Annotated in this window: 20 protein-coding genes; 13 read left to right on the forward strand and 7 right to left on the reverse strand. The window is 58.3% G+C overall.

Annotation, left to right across the window (positions count from 1 at the left end; genetic code table 11):
- Positions 1-50 precede the first annotated feature (50 nt).
- From fabF to AB5Z09_RS20590, 8 genes are all read left to right on the forward strand, one after another.
- A complete protein-coding gene (gene fabF / locus AB5Z09_RS20555) occupies positions 51-1292 on the forward strand; it encodes a beta-ketoacyl-ACP synthase II (RefSeq protein WP_160881741.1) in 1242 nt (413 codons plus the stop codon).
- Positions 1293-1360: 68 nt separating this feature from the next.
- Positions 1361-2167: an aminodeoxychorismate lyase gene (pabC, locus tag AB5Z09_RS20560; protein WP_236302724.1), complete on the forward strand. Its 807-nt coding sequence runs from the start codon at positions 1361-1363 to the stop codon at positions 2165-2167.
- Positions 2157-3158, forward strand: coding sequence for an endolytic transglycosylase MltG (mltG, locus tag AB5Z09_RS20565; RefSeq protein ID WP_005333156.1), 1002 nt, complete (start codon positions 2157-2159; stop codon positions 3156-3158). Before pabC ends, mltG begins: the two co-directional genes overlap by 11 nt.
- Entirely contained in the window at positions 3158-3799 is a 642-nt protein-coding gene (tmk, locus tag AB5Z09_RS20570) for a dTMP kinase (RefSeq protein ID WP_144713191.1), read from the forward strand. The genes mltG and tmk overlap by 1 nt, the downstream gene beginning before the upstream one ends.
- Positions 3784-4731 (forward strand): DNA polymerase III subunit delta', encoded by a 948-nt coding sequence (gene holB / locus AB5Z09_RS20575; RefSeq protein WP_368196105.1) that lies wholly within the window; start codon positions 3784-3786, stop codon positions 4729-4731. The genes tmk and holB overlap by 16 nt, the downstream gene beginning before the upstream one ends.
- Before the next feature lie 25 nt (positions 4732-4756).
- The gene (locus tag AB5Z09_RS20580) at positions 4757-5536 is read left to right on the forward strand and encodes a TatD family hydrolase (protein WP_368196106.1); all 780 of its coding nucleotides are present in this window, start codon (positions 4757-4759) and stop codon (positions 5534-5536) included.
- A gap of 286 nt (positions 5537-5822) precedes the next feature.
- On the forward strand, positions 5823-6851 hold the full coding sequence (locus tag AB5Z09_RS20585) for a tyrosine-type recombinase/integrase (protein WP_368196107.1): 1029 nt from the start codon (positions 5823-5825) through the stop codon (positions 6849-6851).
- A 160-nt stretch (positions 6852-7011) separates the two neighbouring features.
- Positions 7012-7296, forward strand: a complete 285-nt coding sequence (locus AB5Z09_RS20590; protein WP_368196108.1) for a RepB family protein — start codon at positions 7012-7014, stop codon at positions 7294-7296.
- A 226-nt stretch (positions 7297-7522) separates the two neighbouring features.
- Here the strand turns inward: AB5Z09_RS20590 and rsmF are convergent, their stop codons facing one another.
- The 4 genes from rsmF to AB5Z09_RS20610 form a co-directional block, all read right to left on the reverse strand.
- Positions 7523-8953 (reverse strand): 16S rRNA (cytosine(1407)-C(5))-methyltransferase RsmF, encoded by a 1431-nt coding sequence (gene rsmF / locus AB5Z09_RS20595; protein WP_159159002.1) that lies wholly within the window; start codon positions 8951-8953, stop codon positions 7523-7525.
- Between the two features lie 144 nt (positions 8954-9097).
- A complete protein-coding gene (locus AB5Z09_RS20600) occupies positions 9098-11650 on the reverse strand; it encodes an MlaD family protein (protein WP_368196109.1) in 2553 nt (850 codons plus the stop codon).
- A gap of 55 nt (positions 11651-11705) precedes the next feature.
- Positions 11706-12308: a paraquat-inducible protein A gene (locus tag AB5Z09_RS20605; RefSeq protein ID WP_368196110.1), complete on the reverse strand. Its 603-nt coding sequence runs from the start codon at positions 12306-12308 to the stop codon at positions 11706-11708.
- Positions 12292-12918, reverse strand: coding sequence for a paraquat-inducible protein A (locus AB5Z09_RS20610; protein ID WP_005345516.1), 627 nt, complete (start codon positions 12916-12918; stop codon positions 12292-12294). Before AB5Z09_RS20610 ends, AB5Z09_RS20605 begins: the two co-directional genes overlap by 17 nt.
- Before the next feature lie 147 nt (positions 12919-13065).
- On the opposite strand from AB5Z09_RS20610, the gene prpB reads away from it, so the two are divergent.
- The 3 genes from prpB to AB5Z09_RS20625 are packed head-to-tail and all read left to right on the forward strand — an operon-like array spanning position 13066 to position 16547.
- Entirely contained in the window at positions 13066-13953 is an 888-nt protein-coding gene (gene prpB, locus AB5Z09_RS20615; protein ID WP_368196118.1) for a methylisocitrate lyase, read from the forward strand.
- Between the two features lie 10 nt (positions 13954-13963).
- Positions 13964-15091 (forward strand): 2-methylcitrate synthase, encoded by a 1128-nt coding sequence (gene prpC, locus AB5Z09_RS20620; protein ID WP_368196111.1) that lies wholly within the window; start codon positions 13964-13966, stop codon positions 15089-15091.
- Between the two features lie 10 nt (positions 15092-15101).
- Positions 15102-16547 carry a bifunctional 2-methylcitrate dehydratase/aconitate hydratase gene (locus AB5Z09_RS20625; protein WP_368196112.1) on the forward strand — a complete coding sequence of 482 codons (1446 nt, stop codon included), beginning with the start codon at positions 15102-15104 and terminating at the stop codon, positions 16545-16547.
- A gap of 86 nt (positions 16548-16633) precedes the next feature.
- Here AB5Z09_RS20625 and AB5Z09_RS20630 read toward each other — a convergent pair whose 3' ends face one another.
- Entirely contained in the window at positions 16634-17362 is a 729-nt protein-coding gene (locus AB5Z09_RS20630) for a hypothetical protein (protein WP_159163583.1), read from the reverse strand.
- 259 nt (positions 17363-17621) lie between these two features.
- Here AB5Z09_RS20630 and AB5Z09_RS20635 point away from each other — a divergent pair, with 259 nt between their 5' ends.
- Both AB5Z09_RS20635 and AB5Z09_RS20640 read left to right on the forward strand, forming a co-directional pair.
- A complete protein-coding gene (locus AB5Z09_RS20635) occupies positions 17622-17954 on the forward strand; it encodes a polyhydroxyalkanoic acid system family protein (RefSeq protein WP_042083071.1) in 333 nt (110 codons plus the stop codon).
- A 254-nt stretch (positions 17955-18208) separates the two neighbouring features.
- A complete protein-coding gene (locus AB5Z09_RS20640) occupies positions 18209-19639 on the forward strand; it encodes a wax ester/triacylglycerol synthase family O-acyltransferase (RefSeq protein ID WP_368196113.1) in 1431 nt (476 codons plus the stop codon).
- 121 nt (positions 19640-19760) lie between these two features.
- Here AB5Z09_RS20640 and AB5Z09_RS20645 read toward each other — a convergent pair whose 3' ends face one another.
- Positions 19761-20549, reverse strand: coding sequence for a hypothetical protein (locus AB5Z09_RS20645; RefSeq protein ID WP_064337938.1), 789 nt, complete (start codon positions 20547-20549; stop codon positions 19761-19763).
- Positions 20550-20574: 25 nt separating this feature from the next.
- Complete coding sequence (locus tag AB5Z09_RS20650; protein WP_005345492.1) at positions 20575-21216, reverse strand: TetR/AcrR family transcriptional regulator; 642 nt, start codon at positions 21214-21216, stop codon at positions 20575-20577.

The following is a 21216-nucleotide window of genomic DNA, read 5'->3' on the forward strand; positions in this document are numbered from 1 at the left end:
GCTTCTTTTGTATTTGTTCCCTTTCAAAACACCTCTCGGAGACTACCTCAGTGTCAAAACGCAGAGTCGTGGTGACCGGCTTGGGGATGCTTTCCCCGGTGGGTAACACTGCCGAATCCAGCTGGCAAGCACTGCTCAACGGGCAGAGCGGCATTTCCCTTATCGAACACTTTGATGCCAGCGAGTTTGCAACCCGCTTCGCAGGTCTGGTCAAGGATTTCGATCCCGAGCAGTACGGTATCAACCGTAAAGACGCTCGCAAGATGGATCTCTTCATTCAATACGGCATCGCGGCCGGTATGCAGGCGCTGGATGATTCCGGCCTGACCATCAATGAAGAGAATGCCGAACGTGTCGGCGTGGCGATTGGCTCCGGTATCGGCGGTCTGGGTCTGATTGAACAGAACCACGAAAGCTTGGTCAACGGCGGCCCGCGCAAGATCAGTCCCTTCTTCGTTCCGTCCACCATCATCAATATGGTGTCCGGTCATCTTTCCATCATGAAAGGTCTGCAAGGGCCGAACATCGCCGTGACGACCGCCTGTACCACGGGTACCCATGCCATCGGCATGGCGGGCCGGATGATCGCTTACGGTGATGCCGATGTGATGGTCGCCGGCGGTGCCGAGAAAGCCTCCACCGCGATGGGGATGGGTGGTTTTGCTGCCGCCAAGGCACTCTCCAACCGCAACGACGAGCCGCAAAAAGCGAGCCGTCCGTGGGATAAAGATCGCGACGGTTTTGTGCTGGGTGACGGTGCCGGGGTACTGGTGCTGGAAGAGTACGAACACGCCAAGGCCCGTGGCGCCAAGATCTACGCCGAGCTGGTCGGTTTTGGCATGAGCGGTGACGCGTACCACATGACTGCGCCTCCCGCAGATGGCAACGGTGGCGCTCGCGCCATGAAAAATGCCATCAAGGATGCCGGCATTGCCCCCGAGCAGATTGGTTACATCAACGCGCACGGTACCTCCACCCCGCTGGGTGATGTGGCCGAGCTGCGCGGCATGAAAGCCGTCTTTGGTGAGCACGCCAAATCCCTGATGGTCAGCTCCACCAAGTCCATGACAGGTCACCTGTTGGGCGCCGCCGGCGCCATCGAGGCGATCATCACTGTGTTGGCCCTGCGTGATCAGGTGGCTCCGCCCACTATCAACCTGGACAACCCGGATGATGAGTGCGACCTGGATCTGGTGCCCCATGTGGCCAAGCCTGGCAGCTTCGAGTACGCCCTTTCCAACTCGTTTGGTTTTGGCGGCACCAATGGCTCACTGATCTTCAAACGCGTATAATTTGCCGCAGGGCAAAGACACAGGCCCGATACTGCCGGTATCGGGCCTTTTTTATCGGAGGGATCCCTTTGCTTATCAATGGCATGAAGCTTGATACCATCTCGGCCCATGATCGGGGGCTGGCCTATGGTGACGGTCATTTCACCACCATGGCGGTCAGGGAGGGCCGCGTGTTGCAGTGGCCAGCCCATCTGGCACGGTTGCAGCTGGCCAACAACCGGCTGGGATTGGTTGAACCGGACTGGGATCTCTTGACCCGAGAGGTTGAAGAGATGGTGGCTGACCAGCCACAATGCGTGGCCAAGGTGATCCTGACTCGCGGCGAGGGGGGGCGGGGCTATGATGGCAGCGGATGTCAACACACAACCCGGATTGTCACTCTGGCGCCATTTCCCACTCACTATGGCCAGTGGCAACAGGAGGGGATCGAGATGGTGGTGTGCCGCCAGCGGATCGGCGATGCCCCCATGCTGGCCGGGCTTAAAACCTTGAATCGTCTGGAGCAGGTATTGCTGAAAAGCGAACTTGTCAGCCGAAATGCAGTCGAAGGGATAGTGCTGAACAGTCGAGGTTTTCTCATTGAAGGGGTCAGTGCCAATCTGTTTTGGCGTCGGGGCAAGACGGTGTTTACGCCCGATCTCGCCCGCGGTGGTGTCGATGGCATCATGCGCCGCCAGGTGATGGCGATGTTGAAACAGATGAGTATTGAGTTGCGTGTGGTAGAGGCTCCGCTGGAGTCACTATGGCAGGCGGAAGAGGTGTGGCTCACCAATACCCTGATGGGGGTCGTGCCGGTCAATGGCATCGAGGATATCCATTATCCCACAGCGGTATTGAGTCGCCGTTTACAGGAGCGTTTGGTCATTGAAGTTTAATCGGCTTTACACCCTGCTCGCGGGGGCGGCACTGACGGTAGCCGCTGCCGGGGGCTATGTACATTACAAATGGCAACAGGTAGAGACGCTCACCAACAAGGGGCCGACCCGGCTCTTTACGGTGGAGAAGGGCGCCCATGCGGCGCGCCTCATCGCCGAACTAGGTGAGGGGGAAACCAGCCCCTGGGCGGTGCGGCTCTGGCTGCGCAGCCATCCCGAACTGGTGGCCATCAAATCGGGCACCTATGAAATCAAGGAAGGGGCCCCTCTCAAGGAGACCCTCTCTCTGTTCGCATCGGGCAAGGAGTTTCACTTCAGCCTCACCTTCGTCGAAGGTTCCCGTTTCGAGGATTGGCAGAAGCAGCTCTCCAGCGCCCCATACCTTGAGCGATTGACCGTCGAGCAATCCGAAGCCGACTTGGCGCAGGAGCTCGGCATCGAGAATGGCAAGCTGGAGGGTTGGTTCCTGCCGGAAACCTATGCCTATACCACCCATGCCAGCGATCTCTCGATCTTGCGTCGCGCCCATCAGGATATGGAGACTTTCCTGCAGCAGAGCTGGGAGAAACGTCAGGCCAACCTGCCGTACAAAACGCCCTATGAGGCGCTGATCATGGCCTCCATCATCGAGAAGGAGACCGGCCAGCCGGACGAGCGGGCACAGATCGCCTCGGTGTTTGTCAATCGTCTGCGTCTGGGCATGAAGTTGCAAACCGATCCCACCGTCATTTACGGGGTGAAAGATCGCTACGATGGCAACATTCGCCGCAGCGATCTGACCGACAAGAATCCCTACAACACCTATGTGATCGACGGTTTGCCGCCCACGCCTATTGCCATGCCGGGCAAGGCCTCCATCGAAGCTGCGCTTAACCCCAAATCGACCGACTATCTCTACTTTGTCGCCAAGGGGGGCGGTGCCCACTATTTCTCCAAGACCCTCGATGAACACAATCGGGCGGTTCGTGAATACATATTGAAGAAACCCTAATGTCAAAATTTATTGTGATCGAAGGATTGGAAGGGGCAGGGAAGAGCTCGGCCGTTCGTTATGTGACCGACTATCTGCAGCGTCACGGCATCAACCGGATCGAGTGCACCCGCGAGCCGGGTGGTACGCCACTGGCCGAGCGGATGCGGGCCATCGTCAAAGAGGTGCACGACGAGCGCCTCACCATCGAGGCGGAACTGCTGCTGATGTACGCCTCCCGGGTACAACTGGTGGAGACCCGCATCAAACCCGCACTGGCCGACGGTGTCTGGGTGGTGGGGGATCGCCACGATCTCTCCTCCCAGGCCTATCAGGGTGGCGGCCGTGGTATCGATGCACAGCTTATCGGAGCCATAAAGCAGGCGGTGCTCGGCAACTTCAAGCCGGATCTCACCCTCTATCTCGATATCGATCCCGCCCTTGGCTTGCAGCGTGCGCGCCATCGCGGCGAGCTGGATCGCATCGAACTGGAGCAACTGAGCTTCTTCGAGCGTACCCGAACTCGTTATCTCGAACTGGCCGCCAAGGATGATTCCATTGTGGTGATCGATGCGGCGCAAACGCCGGAACAGGTCAAAGCTGCCATCGAGTGTGCATTGGATCACTATCTGTCGAACGAGCCGCTATGTATCCCTGGCTGATCCCTGACTGGCATGCTCTGAGCCAGACGGCCCAGTCCGGTCGTCTCGGCCACGCCTGGTTGTTGCTGGGCGATCCCGGGCTTGGCAAGGAGCAACTGGCCGAGCGACTGGCGCGTTTGCACCTTTGCCAGCAACCGGATCGCGGAGAGCCGTGCGGCCACTGCCACTCTTGCCAGCTGTTTGACAAGGGCAACCACCCGGATCTCGGCACCATAACTCGCGACAGCAAGACCATCGGGGTCGAGGCCATTCGCGAGATCTGCACCCGGCTGCAGGGCTCTGCCCAGCTCGGCCGTGGCAAGGTGGTGATCATTCCAGATGCGGAGCGGATGACCGAATCGGCGGCCAACGCCCTGCTGAAAACCCTGGAAGAGCCGGCCGGCGACAGCTTGCTGTTGCTTATTGCCTCCCAGGTTTCCCGGTTGCTTCCCACCATTCTCAGTCGCTGTCACAAACATGTCTGTCAGTTGCCTGCGGAAGGGGAAACAGTACGCTGGTTGGCCGAACAGGGTCATCAGGCCACTCTGGCTCAGGTGCGGATCTGTCAGGGGGCCCCGCTGCGGGTACTCGACTATATCGAGCAGCAACAGGACGGGACTCGCCGCGAACTGCTGGAACAGTTTGTCGCCCTGAGTCAAAGTCCGGTCAAGGCGACGGCATTGTGCAGCCAGCTTGGTCAGGAGACGCAGGTCAGGTTGCACTGGTTGCAGCTCTTCTTGTGCGATGCCCTGAAAACCCAGGCCGGATGCGGTCACCATCAGCTGGCGATGCCGGACTTGGCAATTTTGAGTCAACGGTTGGCGGAGCTGCACTCCAGCGAAAAACTGCTGGAGGCAGAACAAGATCTTGTTGCCCTGAAAGCGGCATGCCAGCCTGGTCAACTCTCCAATCCCACCATCCATCTGATGAACTGGTTCAGTCGCTGGTTATAAGTACCGACAAGCAGAAAGGTTTTATATGTTACTCGTTGATTCCCACTGTCATCTCGATCGCCTCAGCTATGGCAGCAAGCAGACCAGCATGGCTGATGTACTGGCAAAGGCCGCGAAACTGGACGTGGGATATTTTCTCTGTGTCAGTGTGACTCAGGCACAGTTCCCGACCATGCTCGAGGTGATCGCTCCCTATCCCCAGGTATTTGCCTCTTGCGGGGTACACCCGCTCAATCAGGAACCCGGTGTCGATGCCGAGTTGCTGCTCAAGCAAGCTGCCGATCCACGTGTGGTGGCCATCGGTGAGACCGGTCTCGATTACTTTTACTCGCCCGAGAACAAGGAAGTTCAGCAAGCCTCTTTCCGCGAACATATCCGGGTTGCTCGCGCGCTGAACAAGCCGCTGATCATCCATACCCGCGATGCCCAGCAAGATACCTTGCAGATCATGCGTGAAGAGGGCGCGGATCAGGTTGGCGGTGTGCTGCACTGCTTCACCGAATCCCTCGAAATGGCAGAAGCAGCAATGGCGATGGGGTTCTATATATCCATCTCCGGGATCGCCACCTTCAAAAATGCGTCTGCACTGCAAGAGGTGGTCAAGGCTCTGCCCCTCGACAGATTGCTGGTCGAAACCGACTCGCCCTATCTTGCCCCCGTGCCGCATCGGGGGAGGGAGAACGAACCCGCCTTTGTGCGAGACGTTGCCCAGTTTATTGCCGACCTGCGCCATATTCCGCTTAATGAATTGGCAGAAGCCACCAGCCGGAATTTCTTTGAACTCTTCAAGCTGGCGAAAAAATAATCCCCAAGCCCCGTTGCTCGGGGCTTTTTATATTTCAAATACCAAGCTGATTACCCACCTGAATATAAACACCGAGCTGCGTTATCTCTCACTTCTTCCTGCCAATTTTACTTTTTCGTTTCTGTTAAACTGGGTCGAATGATATTCCTATGTTTCCTTTATTCAGCGTGGTCAATGGGTATTAAAATAGGATGCTCTAAGTATCGATAATATTCATTATCGATACTTGATGTATGTGGAGGATCCTGTAAGATCCTCTCAAACATCATATGAATCATAGAGTTCCGTGGCATATCCATCCTTGTCCAATCCGGTTCATCAGTCACTGCAGACTGTTTTCGATGCACAGCTAAATAGTCGGGCACGCCGCTTTTTGCGCAGTGCAAAAGCGGATTCCACCCTCAATGCCTATCAGGCGGATACCCGTATTTTTGTCTTCTGGTGCCAATTACACGGGCTGGATCCATTGCAAACCACCCATCACGACATCATGAATTTTCTCGCAGATCAGGCTGACGGCGTATTGGCCGACTGGGTATGGCTGGATAAAGAGGAGGGGAAGGGGGAGCTGCGTAACGGTGAACCTCGTAAACCGGCAACCCTGGTGAGACGGCTTGCCGGGATCCGTTATGCCTTCAGGCAGAAAGGCATTCACCCCATGCCCACCGAACATCCCGAAATCAAGGAGATGATGCGCGGTATTGTCAGGTTGGGGGATAACCGCAAACGCAAAACCGGAGCCCTGACGCTGCAACCATTGACCCAGGTGCTGGATGGCATCGACACCTGTGATCTGGCGGGCTTGCGTGATCACACCCTGCTACTGCTGATGTTCAGTGGCGCCTTGCGCCGCTCAGAAGCAGCCCGAATTGAGGTGAGCGATCTCGATTTTATAGGGCAGGGGATCCGCCTTCGCCTCAAACCGAGCAAGCATCAGCTGCATGAAACCGAGATAGCCTTGATTCCGGGCAAACACTATTGCCCCGTGTCGGCACTGCAAAACTGGCTACACAAAAGCCGGATCAGCGAGGGGCCGCTGTTTCGGCGCATGAACCGCTGGGGTCAACTGATGGCTGAACCACTCGGCCCCCAGGGTATCAATCTGATGATCAAGCGGCGAACTGGCCAAACCATCGACGATCTCTACGTCAGTGGCCATAGCCTGCGCCGTGGATTTATCACCTCAGCGGTAACTGCCGGCAAACCGATGAACAAAATCATTGAGGTGACGCGCCACAAGGATATGCGAACCCTGCAGGAGTATTTCGATGACGCCCACAAATTCTCCGATCATGCCCTTGATGGCTTGCTTTGACAAAACTGCGTCACTTCGTTTTTTATGTTAAATGATATCTTGTTGATCTGATGATATATTTGTCGCGCAGCCAACAGCCCAAAGGGGAAGGGCATCTTCCAATGGATAATGGCATGTAATGAGAGATAACAAACTCAGAAACGTAATATCGCAAGGACATATGAGCCAAGAAATGACAGTGCGTGAAGAGCAAGAAGCGGCCCCTCAAAACAATGCCGAGCGGCAGCGCCAACATGTAAAACGCAAGCAGGAGACCCATACCCGATTGCAATGCTGGATCAGCAATCGCCACGCCGAGCGATTGGCCGCTCTGGGTATCCATCTCGAAGACAGTCAGGCATCACTCATCGAGCAGGCGATCGATCTGCTCTACCAACATGAGCTGGGTAGAGAACCTCCGTTTGAAAACAGAGTCACCACACAGGTCGAAGAGACCGTTGAATAGACACAAGAGTGAAGTAACAGCGATACGTGAAGAGAAAAAAAAAGCCAGGTACGAATTCCTTGTACCTGGCATAGGGGAATTGGCTCCTTGCAGAGCCGTGCGCTAACTGGTGTTCGGATTGCCTTAAGCTTAGACAAGGCTCAAGGCTTTTCAAGATCCGAAGAAACGTTCAACCAGAGTGTGGGTATTTCAGACTCGTTCAAGTGCTTATGCACCGAACGGCCCACTACGCATTGAACAGATTGTTGTCACGCACCAGCTCGCGGGGGAGGGCATTCTTGACCCGACTACCCACCCATTTCCCCATCCCCAGGGTATGTCCCTGATAGCGGACGATCACCTCGCCAGTGCCCGCATCCTGTTCTGGCCAGACGTCCCGCCCCATCATGAATTCCCGCGCATTGGCGCTATCAAGCTCAACCACGCCCTTGCTCGCTTTATCGCCATAGGCCAGTGCCCACTCATGAGTGAGGCGATAACCTTTCTTGAAGGTCTCGGCCAACTTGATGCCGATGCGATCGAAGCGCAGCTTGCCCTGCACCTGATCAAACAGCTGGGGGAAGAGCCAGATCTCGTCATTGCGGCCAAACAGTTGACCCTGCGGTGCCACCCCGAAGTTGGCTTCGATCTCGCGCAACATGGGTTCCGCCTCTTTGGCAGGAAGCGGCGCAAAAGGGAATTTACCCAGCTTGCCAGGCTTGAACATGGTGTTGGGCACCGAGTGATGCTTGCGCAATCTGGCGACGAAAAAGCCTTCACTATCGAAGATCTGGGGCCAAACGTGCAGGTATCCTTCGTATGTACAGGCCTGCTCTGCATGGGGGAACAGGTCTGCCAGCGAGTCAAAACTCAAGGCATCGCCAAACTTGTCCAGCAGGGATTGGCAGACCGCCTGATTCTCCTGTTCACTCAAGGTACAGGTGGAGTAGACCAGTACGCCACCCGGTTTCAAGGCATGGAAGGCACTCTCCAGCAGCCCCTGCTGCACCGCCGCGATCTCGTCGATGCTCTCGATGCTCCAGTTGCGCAATGCATCTTCATCCTTACGCACCGTACCTTCACCGGAGCAGGGGGCATCGAGCAGGATGGCATCGAATGTCTCCGGCAACCACTGGCCAAATACCTTGGCATCAAAATGGGTCATCCCCACATTGGTCACGCCGCAGCGCTGGATATTGGCGCTAAGCACTTTCAACCGGCTGCTGGAAAACTCGTTGGCAACCAGCATCCCCTGATTGTTCATCAGGGCGGCTATCTGGGTGGTCTTGGATCCGGGGGCCGCCGCAGCATCCAGCAACATGCCATCCGCCTTGATCTTGTCGCTGGCAAAGAGTGCCGTCACCGGCAGCATGGAGCTCGCTTCCTGAATGTAGAAGAGCCCGCTCAAGTGCTCGGCGGTGTTGCCAAGTGGGACAGTTTCATCGCTGCGGGTCAGCCAGAAGCCGGTATCACACCAGGGGACAGGGTCAAGCTGCCAACCCAGTGGCTCCATCAGGGCGACGAAATCTGAGACGGCGATCTTCAAGGTATTGACCCGAATGCTGCGGCGCAGCGGACGTCGACAACTGGCCACAAAGTCATCCATCGAGAGATGGGCCGGCATGATGGCCGCAATGTGGCGTAAAAAGTAATCGGGAAGGAAGGTGTTGTCGTGCACTGTGCCGTCTCGTTGACCGAAAAAGAGGGGCGACATCCTACCACAAGGCTAAGAATATTCTGAATCTGAACCCTATCAACAGGCACCGGAATATAAAAAAGCCCGGCACTGTGCCGGGCTTGGATGAGATACAAAGGGAAGAGATCAGGGCTGGATACGTGGACTCCACTCCAGCCACTCTTTCTCGGCCTTGCCATAGAGCGGATAGCTGTGGCCCGCTTTGACGGTTGGACCCATCTCTCTCTCCGGCGTATTGAAAGCAATGCCGCCGGCCAGCAGGCTCTGCACCGTCTCCACTTCGATAGTGCCGCCAGTCAGCCCGATATCCGCCTTGACCCCGGAGACATTCCAGAAACGGGAGTTGGCCCGCACCAGATGGGCATACTCCTGATCCACGTTGACATCGATCACCACCTCGCTGCCATCCCGAGCCAGCGCCACCTTGGTGACACTGCCCACCATCATTTTGCGAAACAGCAGCGGGCTGCCGACGCTCAAGCCATTGACGGAGGGGCTCTTGAGGGTCAGGGCCAGACCCACCGGGCCGACCTGACTCAAGGGGAAGCGATCTTTGCCAGCGCCTTTACCGGGTTGTGCTTCTACAAACGCCCCCTTGATCAGGGTATCGAGGTGAGCGACACCGCCCAGCCCCAGCTTGGCCTGCACCAGAGTAAAGCGGGCGCCGGACTGCAGGAAACGCTCGGCGTAGTGGCCATCGAGTTCCGCCTTGAAGATCACCTGACCCAGAGACGGCTCCAGCTCGATCTCTTCAATTTTGCCAATATCGACCCCACGATAGCGGATCGGGCTGCCAATCCCGAGCCCAGGGTTACTCTCTGCCACCAGTGACAGCTGGCGCACCTTGGCCTTGGCTTGCTCCCTGGAATCGAACAGTTGATGACTGCTGCGGCCATTGGCCAACCGATCGAACTCAATGGCGCCACGCAGCAGGGTACCGAGGTTGCCCACCTTGACCTGCACACCATCGACCCGCACCTTGGTGTCGATGGCCGGTTTTTTCCAGAATTGGGGTTGCTGGGCGAGGAGGGGAGCATAGACTCCATCAATCTCGAGTTCGATCTCGACCCCCTCTTTGGCGGCGCGCAGCTGTTTGACCTTGCCCGCTTCCAACCCCAGATAGAGCACAGGCGAGCCAATGCCGATGCCATCGGCCTGATCTGCTTTGAGCAACCAGCGCTGGGGCTTGGCATCACGGGTGCCGAGCAGTGCCAGCTCCTGACTCGGGTAGAGACGATTAATCCGCTCGCCACTGCTGGCTTGCACCAGCTTGATCCCGCCCCCCAGCCAAGCACTGGCCGGACTGGTTTCTACTTTGATGCCACTCAGATCGGCATCAATCTGCAACGGGGCGGCGCGATAGAAGCGAGCACGATTGAGCAGATGGCCATAATTTGGCGCCATCACCAGCTCGATGCTTGCATTGCCACGCGTATCCAGGGTCAGCTGGCTGATGCGGCCTACCTGTAATCCCTTGTACCAGACCGGCGCATCCTGATTCAGTCCAGCCAGATCGTCGGCCTGCAGCGTCACTTTGGTGCCGCTCTGGGGGGCGCGATCGGTCAGGGTCATCTTCTGTGCCGGTTTGCCCACCACATAGTCGAGACGAATGGCAGGGCCGGAGAGCAGGCGATCCGCATGCTGCACGCCGGTCGCGGAGAGGGAGACGCTCTCCCACACCAGTTGACTCTTGTCGGTAATGCGATAAGCCTGCTCCGGGTTGATCAGCGCTGTGACCATCCGGCCTTTATCGGTAAGCCGAATGGGGTCGATACGACCGATCTCGATCCCCTCATAGAGGATGGGCATCCCCTCCTTGACCGGAAGATCGCCAGCCGCAATGTCGATACGCTCGCCGCGCGCTGCTTCCGCCAGCCCTTTATAAAGGACGAAAGTCTGTCCCTTCTCAGGTTCCGGTGAATCTTTGGGCGAGTCAAAGGCAATGCCGCCGCTCAGGATGGAGGTGAGGCTGCCAGCCTCCACGCTCACCCCGGCCAGACTGAAGGAGCCCTTGATGCCGCTGATATTCCAGAAGCGGGTATCGGCTTTGACCAGATGTTCGAAACGTGGCTCGATCACCAGATCCAGAATGACGTTCTGGTTGTCCTGACCCAGACGGGTATTGATGACGCTGCCCACCTCGATACCGCGGAAATAGAGCTTGGCGCCAATCCCAACCGAACCCAGCGAATCGGCGGTCAGGTGCAGCATGCGCCCCTGAGCCTGATAGCCGGGAGGAGGGCCCTCCAGTGCATCGAAGGTCTCCTCCAGCGGATTGCTTTCACGCCCCGGTTGCAGGTTGATGTAGTTGCCGGAGACCAGGGTATCGAGACCGGAAATCTCGGTCAGCGATGCCTTGGGGCTCACCAGCCAGAAGTCGGATCCCTTGCGGATCAGTGGTCTGGCACGGCTGTCAATCTTGGCCATCACCGCAATCTTGCGGCCATCTTCAGCCAGCTCCAGCTCCTGCACCACGCCGATGGCCACCCCCTGATAACGAACCTGGGTTTTACCCGGCAAGATGCCGTTGCCCTGGGCGAAGTTGATCTGGATAAGCTGGCCACGGCTCAATACCTGCTGATAGAGAAAGCCACCCGCCAGCAGCAGGGCTATCAGGGGTAACAGCCAGACCGGCGATAACCAGCGGCGCTTTTCGATGACGGGTTCAGCCCCGATCATAGTGACTCCTTATTGGCTGGATTAAACAGCACATCAGACAAAAACAGAGAAATCATCAACGGGCCGCCTTGTCCCACAGTAAACGGGTATCAAGCATGCGAGCCGACATCATGGTCAGCACCACCACACCGGCAAAGGCGGTGGCCCCCGGGCCTGCGCGGACACTCAGCAGTACACCCCGATCGACCAGTGCCACCATCAGCGAAATCACGAACAAGTCCAGCATCGACCAGCGACCGATAAAATCGATCACCCGATACATCACCAGCTGGCGCTTGCGCCGCACTGGCTTGGCCCGCTGCAACTGCCAGCAGATCCAACCCAGCCCCAATATTTTGCCCACAGGCACCAGTATGCTGGCGGTGAGAACTATGGTGGCAATCCCGCTCATTTTGCTGCGATAGAGCATCATGATACCGCTGAAGATGGTATCTGACTGCAGTAACCCCTTGTTATAGAAATGGGTTATGGGCAACAGATTGGCAGGCAACAACATGAAGGTGGCGAGCGCCAGCAAGCCCCACGACCAGGCGAGGGAACGGGGAATGCGCACCTGTAATTTGCTGCTGCAACGGGGGCAGACTGCCCCGGCTTGATAGCGCACCAGCAAACCACAGATATGGCAGCGGCAGAGTCCCATCTCACGGGCGCTGGTCATGTTCCGGCTCCTTTAACGGGATCCGCGCCCAGTAGGGGGCGGGGTCAAACAGGATCAGCAGGGTCATGTTGAGCAGCATCAAAATACCGAGACTGAGCAAGCCGCCACCGAGGCGCACATCGGCGATGTCGATCAGTTTGAATAGGGCAACCAGCAGGCTGACAATATAGACCTCCAGCATGGCCCAGTGGCGAAACACCTCGACCAGCTTCAAGGTGACGGGAAGAATGTGCCAACGTTTGGCCAGACCCGAAGCCAGCACAAAGATCCCCGCCAATAATCCCACCGGCGCCAACACGGCGCACCAGAGCACCAGGCTGGCCACCCACCATTCGCCCTCGCCAAACAGCACCAGAATACCGCGCAGCAGGTCGGCGTCGGTGTTGACCCCAGCCAGCCGCAGATAGATCAACGGCTCAAAAAATGCGGAGGGCAGCAGCAGAAATCCGGTGATGGTCAGGGCCATCAACTGGGAGGGACGAAAGGCATAACGGCCATAGAGATGTTGATGACATCGCGGGCAGTGGGCATGGCGACGCAGCGGCAGTGCTTTGCGCTGGATCAGCAAGTCGCACGCCGGACAGACAATCACGGAACCGGGCTCCATCATACAATTCAACCTGTTGAAGGAATTGGTGAAATTTACCCTAAAACCGGTTTCCTGTCTTGCCTGCGGCCGGAATGTTACGAAAGTATAATTGACGTTAACGTAAACGTGATATTAGATAGCCAGACTAGACAGGTGAAAGGAGTCATGATGTCCAGTTTGCCCCCCTCGGCAGGCCTGCGCTTTCGCACCGCCCTTGCCAATGAACATCCCCTGCAGATCGTCGGCACCATCAACGCCTATATGGCACTGATGGCCGAACGCAGCGGCTTTCAAGCTCTTTATCTCTCCGGTGCCGGAGTCGCCAATGCCTCCTACGGCTTGCCGGATCTCGGCATGACCTCCCTCAACGACGTGCTGATCGATGCCGAGCGGATCACCGCGGCGACCCGTGTGCCGCTGCTGGTCGATATCGATACCGGCTGGGGCGGGGCATTCAATATCGCCCGCACCATTCGCGCGTTTGAGCGAGCCGGAGTTGCCGCCGTCCATATGGAAGATCAGGTGGCCCAGAAGCGCTGTGGTCATCGTCCCAACAAGGCGGTGGTCACGCTGGAGGAGATGTGCGATCGCATCAAGGCAGCGGTGGATGCCCGCGAGAATAGCGAGTTCGTCATCATGGCCCGCACCGATGCACTGGCGGTGGAGGGGATGGAGTCGGCTCTTGAACGCACCGCTGCCTATGTAGCCGCCGGTGCCGACATGATCTTCGCCGAGGCGGTGACCGAGCTGGCCCAGTACGACCAGTTCAAGCTGGCGGCCAAAGTGCCGATCCTCGCCAACATGACCGAGTTCGGCAAAACCGCGCTGTTTGACAAAGAGCAACTGGCCGCGCACGGGGTCGACATGGTGCTCTACCCGTTAAGCGCCAACCGCGCCGCCAATCAGGCCGCCCTCAACGTCTATCACCATATTCGCCAGGATGGCCATCAAAGGGCCGTCGTGGAGACCATGCAGACCCGGGAGTCGCTCTACGACTTCCTCGGATATCACCACTACGAGCAGACACTGGATCGTCTGTTTACAGCCAAGGAATAGGAGGCAGCTTATGGGACAGCAAAAACCGTTGGGCGGGGCCGGTCTGCGCGGGCAGAGTGCGGGGGAGACCAGTATCTGCACCGTGGGCAAGAGCGGCACCGGTCTTACTTATCGCGGCTATGACATCAAGGAGCTGGCCGACAGCGCCCAGTTCGAGGAGGTCGCCTATTTGCTGCTCAAGGGGGAGTTGCCCGATGAGCAGCAGCTTGACGCCTACAAGCGCGAACTGTGTCGCCTGCGCACTTTGCCCCAGCCGCTGCTGGAGGTGCTGGAACGCATTCCCGCCGATGCTCACCCCATGGATGTGCTGCGCACCGGCTGCTCCATGCTCGGCGATCTGGAGCCGGAAGATGGTTTCGAGCATGAGCATGAAGTGGCGGATCGGCTGCTGGCCGCCTTTCCGGGCATTCTGATCTACTGGTACAAGTTCAGTCACGAGGGAGTTCGCATCGCCCTCGATACCGATGAAGAGTGTATCGGTGGCCATTTCCTCGCGCTGCTGCACCAGAAAGCGCCGAGCGAGCTGGAGCGGCGGGTGATGCATGTCTCCCTCATCCTCTACGCCGAGCATGAGTTCAACGCCTCCACCTTTGCGGCGCGGGTTTGCGCCTCAACCCTTTCCGACATGTTCTCCTGTATCACTGCCGCCATCGGTACCCTGCGCGGCCCGCTCCACGGCGGAGCCAACGAGGCGGCCATGGCGATGATCGAACATTGGCAAGATGAAACGCAGGCAAGGCGCGAACTGCTGGCCAAGCTGGCGGCCAAGGAGAAGATCATGGGCTTTGGCCACGCCATCTACCGCACTTCTGATCCGCGCAACGTCATCATCAAGGAGTGGTCGGCCAAGCTCGCCAAGGCGGTGGGGGATGATCGCCTCTACCGCGTCTCCTGCGAAGCGGAAAAGGTGATGTGGGAAGAAAAAGAGCTCTTTCCCAATGCCGACTTCTTCCATGCCAGCGCTTATCACTACATGGGGATCCCGACCAAGCTGTTCACCCCCATCTTCGTCTGCTCACGGGTCACCGGCTGGTGCTCCCACGTGATGGAGCAGCGCGAGCACAACCGGATCATCCGTCCGAGCGCCGATTATGTCGGCCCAGCCCCCCGTCACTTTGTCTCTCTACAACAACGATAAGGAAGTCACGATGTCCGCCAACGTCGACGTCAACCACAGACCAGACCCCGATCAGGTGCTGGTCGATATTGCCGATTATGTCTGCAACCACCCCATTACCAGCGAGGCGGCTCTCGACACCGCCCGCTACTGCCTGATGGATACGCTGGGCTGTGGCCTGCTGGCCCTGCGCTTTCCCGAGTGCACCAAACACCTTGGCCCCATCGTACCCGGCACCCTCGTACCCCACGGCGCCCGGGTGCCCGGCACCCAGCATTGCCTCGATCCGGTCAAGGCAGCCTGGGACATCGGTGCCATCATCCGCTGGCTCGATTACAACGACACCTGGCTGGCCGCCGAGTGGGGTCACCCATCCGATAATCTGGGCGGTATTCTCGCCACTGCCGACTGGCTCTCCCGTACTCGCGTGGCAGAGGGCAAGGCACCGCTCACCATGAGCGATGTGCTGGTGGCCATGGTCAAAGCCCACGAAATTCAGGGTGTGCTGGCGCTGGAGAACTCCTTCAACCGGGTGGGTCTCGATCACGTGGTGCTGGTCAAGGTCGCCAGCACCGCCGTGGTGACTCACATGCTGGGGGGCACCCGCGATCAGGTGATTGATGCGGTCTCCCAGGCCTGGGTCGATGGTCAGAGCCTGCGTACCTACCGCCATGCCCCCAATGCGGGTTCCCGCAAGAGCTGGGCGGCGGGGGATGCCACCTCTCGCGCAGTGCGCCTCGCCCTTATCACCATGAGCGGCGAGATGGGCTATCCCGGCGTACTGAGCGCGCCAAAATGGGGTTTCTACGACGTGCTGTTCAAGGGCTATCAGTTCGCCCTGCATCAGGGGTACGGCAGCTATGTGATGGAGAACGTGCTGTTCAAGATCTCCTATCCCGCCGAATTCCATGCCCAGACCGCGGTGGAGTGCGCCATGAAGCTGCATGGGCAGGTGAAGGGGCGGCTCGACGAGATCGACCGTATCGAACTCACCACCCATGAGTCGGCCATTCGCATCATCAGCAAGGTCGGCGCCCTCAATAACCCGGCCGATCGGGATCACTGCCTGCAGTACATGGTGGCAGTGCCGCTCATTTTCGGTCGCCTGATCGCCGAGGATTACGAGGACGATGTTGCCGCTGATCCCCGCATCGACGCGCTACGCGGCAAGATGGTGGTGCAGGAGGACAAGCGTTACAGCCGCGAATATCTGGAGGCGGACAAGCGCTCCATTGCCAACGCCATCCAGATCTTCTTCAAGGACGGCACTCACACCGCCAAAGTGGAGGTGGAGTACCCGGTCGGCCATCGTCGCCGTCGGGAGGAGGGGATCCCGCTGCTGGTGGAGAAATTCCAGCACAATCTGGCCACCCGCTTCCCGGCCAAACGGGTCAACGACATTCTGGCCCTTTGTCAGGATGGGTCACGGCTTGCCGCCACCCCGGTACACGCCTTTATGGATCTGCTGGTGATCTGACCGATATCTACCGGCAAACAGTGATAAACGAAAAGCGGGCTCATCGGCCCGCTTTATTATTCCGGCGGCTGCTCCCTCGATAAGCCTTACTCAAGCGCACTGCTGTCGCCGTTAAAGAGCGCCGTCATGATCGCCGTCTCACGACTGGCGATGGTCTCGAGAAACTCGTTGGCACGCCCCATCTGATGACACACCTGATAACCACGCTCGACAAAGGAGAAGAGCTCGCCAAGCCCAGCCAGATGGGCGGGCCCTGACACCAGCTTGAGGGTCGCCCCCAGCAGCGGTTTTCTCGCCAGCCTGTCCAGCGTCATCCCAAGCTCGCTCACCAGCGCAATCTGATGTTCCCGGCGCGCCTGCTCACCCACGGCACGATAGGCGATGGTGTAGTGGTCCGGCGTGATGGGATCAATGCCATCAATGCGCCGCAGCGCCACCACCATCAGATAGTCCAGCTCCTCAGAGAGGGCATCAAGCTCGATCGCCTGCGCCAGCACCTTGAGACCGGACTCCGGCAACAGCCGCTCGGCTGTCGGCATCACCCGCATCACATCCGCATCGCGGCGGGCGCAATCCCCGGGGCCATAGAGATCGGTCAGGAAAAACTCGGCCGCCGGGCCGTAGCGGTCACTCTCCAGCAGATCACGATGGGTTCGCCCCAACCGGTCGGCCTGCCACTGGCGTAGCCGATCCCGATCCTGCTGATCTTCCGGGTGGGCACGCATCTGCTCGCGCAAGGCTGCAACCCGCTTGAGCTGGCGGTAGAGCCGACCCAGGGTGCTATCGTCGTCGTGGGCATGTTCTTGATGCGTCATCTACAGCTCTCTGGCCTTGGGCCCATTGATGGGGATTCGGTGATACGAAGATACAAGTGAATGAAAAACAAGCAGCTTTTGCTGACCGTTCCGTGACAAGTGTAGCGCGCACGGGGGAGGGAATAAATGCCATGCCCCGCTGATGGCCTTCATCCCTCTCGACTCTGTTAAGTGAGTCCCATTTATGTGAACCATCCTTTCATTTGTTGTGAACATGTGTTTAATATCAATAACTAACTTATGACCCAGAGTAACGACCATGTTCTTCAACTCGCTCGCTGGCAGCAGCGCACTCTCTATCATCCAGATCAGCCGTCAGCATCCGCTGGGATTGGCCGCCGCCCGGATCGCGGCCGAAGCCATCGCTGCGGACATGAGCGAGAGCTATCAACTCGATTGCGAATGGGCAGATGAAGAGGAGACCGAACTACACTTTCGCGGCTCAGGGGTACATGGCACTCTCACCCTGGACGAAGATACCCTGGAACTGGAAGTACATCTTGGCTTGATGCTGTTGCCGGTACGCAGCGTACTGGAGCAAGAGATCCTCGATTATGTCGACAATCGCTTACCTTGCCCCAAACGTGTTTGAAACTTTTCGTTGCACTGGCTTTAAATAAACCAGCTGTAAACGATGGTTGTTTGAAATAAGTTGGCAAACCATAAGGTTTGTCAGATTTATTATCCGGCGAGGCCTCGATTCTATTTGTAAGTAATCTTTCATCTTTATTTCATATTTCGAGTCGGCACTCATTAATGTCATTCTGATTGCATCAAGTCTTCATCCGGATATGAGGGCAGAAGCAATTTGCCGCCTCGATAAATTCATTTTGTAGGGAAACAACCATGCCACTGAGTGAATTTATCTCCTGCGTCGATACCGCCTGGTTACGCATGGACAGACCCAACAACCTGATGCAGATCATCGGTGTCCTGATGTTTGAAGGAGAGCTTGATGAAACGCGTCTGCGGGCCGGATTGCGCCACACCATTTCGGTGCAACCCCGTTTCCACCAGCGGGCCGTGCTGGAGGGGGGCTCCTACTACTGGCGCCATGATCCCGATTTCGATCTCGATCAGCACCTCAAGCGAGTGATCCTGCCGGGTGAAGCGGGCAAGCTGGAGCTGGAGAAGCTGGTGGCCGATCTCGCCTCGACGCCGCTCAACCACCAGCGCCCCCTGTGGGATATGCACCTGACCGACACTTCGCTGGGTGGGCAAGCGCTGGTGGTGCGCATTCACCACGCCATGGGCGACGGCTTCTCGCTGGTTCGGGCCATGCTGACCATGATGGATAACACCTCGGAAGGGGCGCCGCGACTACCGTCACCGGAGCCACTGGATGACAGCGATGACGAGGATGAGGAGGATTGCCATCAGGGCAGCCGTCTGGTGCGGGCCGGCCTCAAGCTGACCGGTAGCCTCTGGTCCAAATATGTCGAAGTGGTAACCCATCCCACCAAGGCGGTGGATTACCTCAAGACCGGGCGGGATGTGGCGAGCGAGCTGTGCAATATCGCCACCCTCGGTGATGATTCCCCCTGCCGCCTGCGTGGCAAGACCACCAGCACCAAGCGGGTGGCCTGGTCGGAGCAAATTGATCTGCCGGATATCAAGGCAGTGGGCAAAGTTCTGGGCTGCTCGGTCAACGATCTGCTGATCGCCGCCACCGCAGGGGCGTTTCGCCACTACCTGCAGGAGAAGGGGGATGATGCCAACAAGGTCAAGATCCGCGCCCTGGTGCCAGTCAATATGCGTGCACCGGACGATGAGGGGGCACTTGGCAACCGCTTCGGGCTGGTGGCCCTGGACTTGCCACTGGATGTTGAACACCCGTTGCAGCGGCTCTATACCGTGCGTGACCGGATGCAGGCGCTGCGCACCTCGCTGCAACCCGTGGTGGTGCTCAACCTGTTACATGCCCTTGGCATGGCCCCCAATGCGGTGCAGCAGCAGGCTGTCGAGCTGCTCACAGCCAAGGCCAGTGCAGTGATCACCAACGTGCCCGGCCCGCAGCAAACCCTCTATCTGGCCGGTGCAAAACTACGCCAACCACTGTTCTGGGTGCCGCAATCGGGGGATATCGGCGTCGGCGTCTCCATCCTCTCTTACGATCACAAGGTGCAGCTGGGCCTTATCACCGACAAGAAGCTGGTACCGGATCCGGATCGGGTGGTCGAGCGGTTTGCGGTGGAGTTCGAGCAACTGCTGTTGCTGGTTCTGATGGAGCCGGAGCTACTGTTTGACCCCAACGGACTGGATGCGCTGCTCGGTTGAGTGTGTACTTGAGCGACCGGTGACGGCGTAGCCAGCCGGTCTGCCCCATCATAAAAGAGGCCAACCCGCGGGTTGGCCTCTTTGCTATCTGTTGCCTGACGCAGCTGCGTAAAGCATGGGATTAATCCTCCAGCTCTTCCCGCGCCGCCTCCACATCGAGACGTTCCATGGCATCCATGGGTTCGCATTCGGCCGCTTCGGCATAGAGGGCTTCGGCTGCTTTCAGGCGGCTCTTGCCGTGCAGCATCACCTGTGCGTTGGCGTACTCCATGCGGGCGATAGCCGATTCGGGGATCAGCGCCAGCGCCTCCTTGAAGTGACGCTCGGACTCTTCCTTCTTGGCGCCATAGGTGAGGCCGCCGATCATGGCCCCCAACTTGTCGACGATCTCGGCGTGCCAGGCGCCAAAGGCAATATGGGCCTCGGCGTGATCTGGCGCCAGCTCCAGCGCCTTCTCAAGGCTTGCCTTGATCTTGTCGCCAATTCCTTGCGAGAGGGCCTTGGAGATGGAAATGACCTGACTGTAGCGACCGAGGGCCAGCGCGTGGAAATACCAGGCGTTGGCATTCTTGGGCTGGCGCTTTTGCAGCTTCTCGGCATGGCTGGCCGCCCGCTCGAAGGCGGCGCGCTTGGCATATTTGTCTTCCAGCAGATAGCTGGCATGGATCACCAGCGCTTTGTTCGCCACATTGAGGCCCGCCTCACCGGCAGCTTCGCCAAGGGCGACGGCCTGGGCAAAATCCCCGGCATGATAGGCCCGCCAGGCATCCTGTACCTGCTCATCCTCGGGCCAGGGTTCGGCATCCCCCTGATGGAGACGATCCCAGTTGTCCGCCAGCTTCTGGCCAGCATACTCATAGGCCGCATCCGCGTAGGGGAAGGGGACAAATTCGAGTTGTGAAGTGGTCATGCTTGTTCTCCCTGTAGCATGTGAATCAAACCTTGTCGGTGTAGTGGTGGGCGAGGGCGCCCAGATGAGCGCGGGCATCGGCCCGCAAATAGGGTGCGACCAGCTGCATCACCTGAAAGACGCCGAGAGCAATATCGGCGTCCGCCTTGGGGTGCAGTGCCCGCTGGTAAGAGATCCAGAATGTGCCCACCAGCGCCACATTGGCCGCCAGCGTGCGCATCTGTTGCGCCGTGCCCTCCATCAGCCCGACCGTTTGCAGATGGTTGCAAATGGCAATGGCGGTCTGCTCCTTGCGGCGCAGCAGGGCGGAAAAGCGCTGTTCCACCTGATGATAACCACTCATCAGGGTCGCGATATCGTAGTAGAGGAAACGGTACTGCCAGATGGCTTCAAACATCAGGTGGAGAAAGAGCCAGATATCTTCTGGCTCATCAGACGGGGTGCTGACCGCCTCCAGCAGGCGATCCATCTGCTGTTCAAATTCGCAGAACAGGGCGTTGACGATCTCCTCCTTGTTGTGGAAGTGGTAGTAGAGATTGCCCTGGCTGATCTCCATCTCGGCCGCAATGGCCGAGGTGGTGACGCTGGGTTCCCCTTGTCGATTGAAGCAGGCGAGGGCAGTGGTCAGGATCCGCTCCCGGGTACGACGTTTGGGTTTGCGATCCAT

It is taken from the genome of Aeromonas sp. R2-2 (assembly GCF_040908355.1).
GTDB classification, from domain to species: Bacteria; Pseudomonadota; Gammaproteobacteria; order Enterobacterales; family Aeromonadaceae; genus Aeromonas; species Aeromonas veronii.

Bases quoted from the DNA above. Each gene is read 5' to 3' on its own strand.
- tmk (WP_144713191.1), top strand. From the start codon at position 3,158: ATGTCAAAATTTATTGTGATCGAAGGATTGGAAGGGGCAGGGAAGAGC.
- holB (WP_368196105.1), top strand. From the start codon at position 3,784: ATGTATCCCTGGCTGATCCCTGACTGGCATGCTCTGAGCCAGACGGCC.
- AB5Z09_RS20580 (WP_368196106.1), top strand. From the start codon at position 4,757: ATGTTACTCGTTGATTCCCACTGTCATCTCGATCGCCTCAGCTATGGC.
- AB5Z09_RS20590 (WP_368196108.1), top strand. From the start codon at position 7,012: ATGAGCCAAGAAATGACAGTGCGTGAAGAGCAAGAAGCGGCCCCTCAA.
- AB5Z09_RS20600 (WP_368196109.1), bottom strand. From the start codon at position 11,650: ATGATCGGGGCTGAACCCGTCATCGAAAAGCGCCGCTGGTTATCGCCG.
- AB5Z09_RS20605 (WP_368196110.1), bottom strand. From the start codon at position 12,308: ATGACCAGCGCCCGTGAGATGGGACTCTGCCGCTGCCATATCTGTGGT.
- AB5Z09_RS20610 (WP_005345516.1), bottom strand. From the start codon at position 12,918: ATGATGGAGCCCGGTTCCGTGATTGTCTGTCCGGCGTGCGACTTGCTG.
- prpB (WP_368196118.1), top strand. From the start codon at position 13,066: ATGTCCAGTTTGCCCCCCTCGGCAGGCCTGCGCTTTCGCACCGCCCTT.
- prpC (WP_368196111.1), top strand. From the start codon at position 13,964: ATGGGACAGCAAAAACCGTTGGGCGGGGCCGGTCTGCGCGGGCAGAGT.
- AB5Z09_RS20625 (WP_368196112.1), top strand. From the start codon at position 15,102: ATGTCCGCCAACGTCGACGTCAACCACAGACCAGACCCCGATCAGGTG.
- AB5Z09_RS20630 (WP_159163583.1), bottom strand. From the start codon at position 17,362: ATGACGCATCAAGAACATGCCCACGACGACGATAGCACCCTGGGTCGG.
- AB5Z09_RS20635 (WP_042083071.1), top strand. From the start codon at position 17,622: ATGTTCTTCAACTCGCTCGCTGGCAGCAGCGCACTCTCTATCATCCAG.
- AB5Z09_RS20640 (WP_368196113.1), top strand. From the start codon at position 18,209: ATGCCACTGAGTGAATTTATCTCCTGCGTCGATACCGCCTGGTTACGC.
- AB5Z09_RS20645 (WP_064337938.1), bottom strand. From the start codon at position 20,549: ATGACCACTTCACAACTCGAATTTGTCCCCTTCCCCTACGCGGATGCG.
- AB5Z09_RS20650 (WP_005345492.1), bottom strand. From the start codon at position 21,216: ATGGATCGCAAACCCAAACGTCGTACCCGGGAGCGGATCCTGACCACT.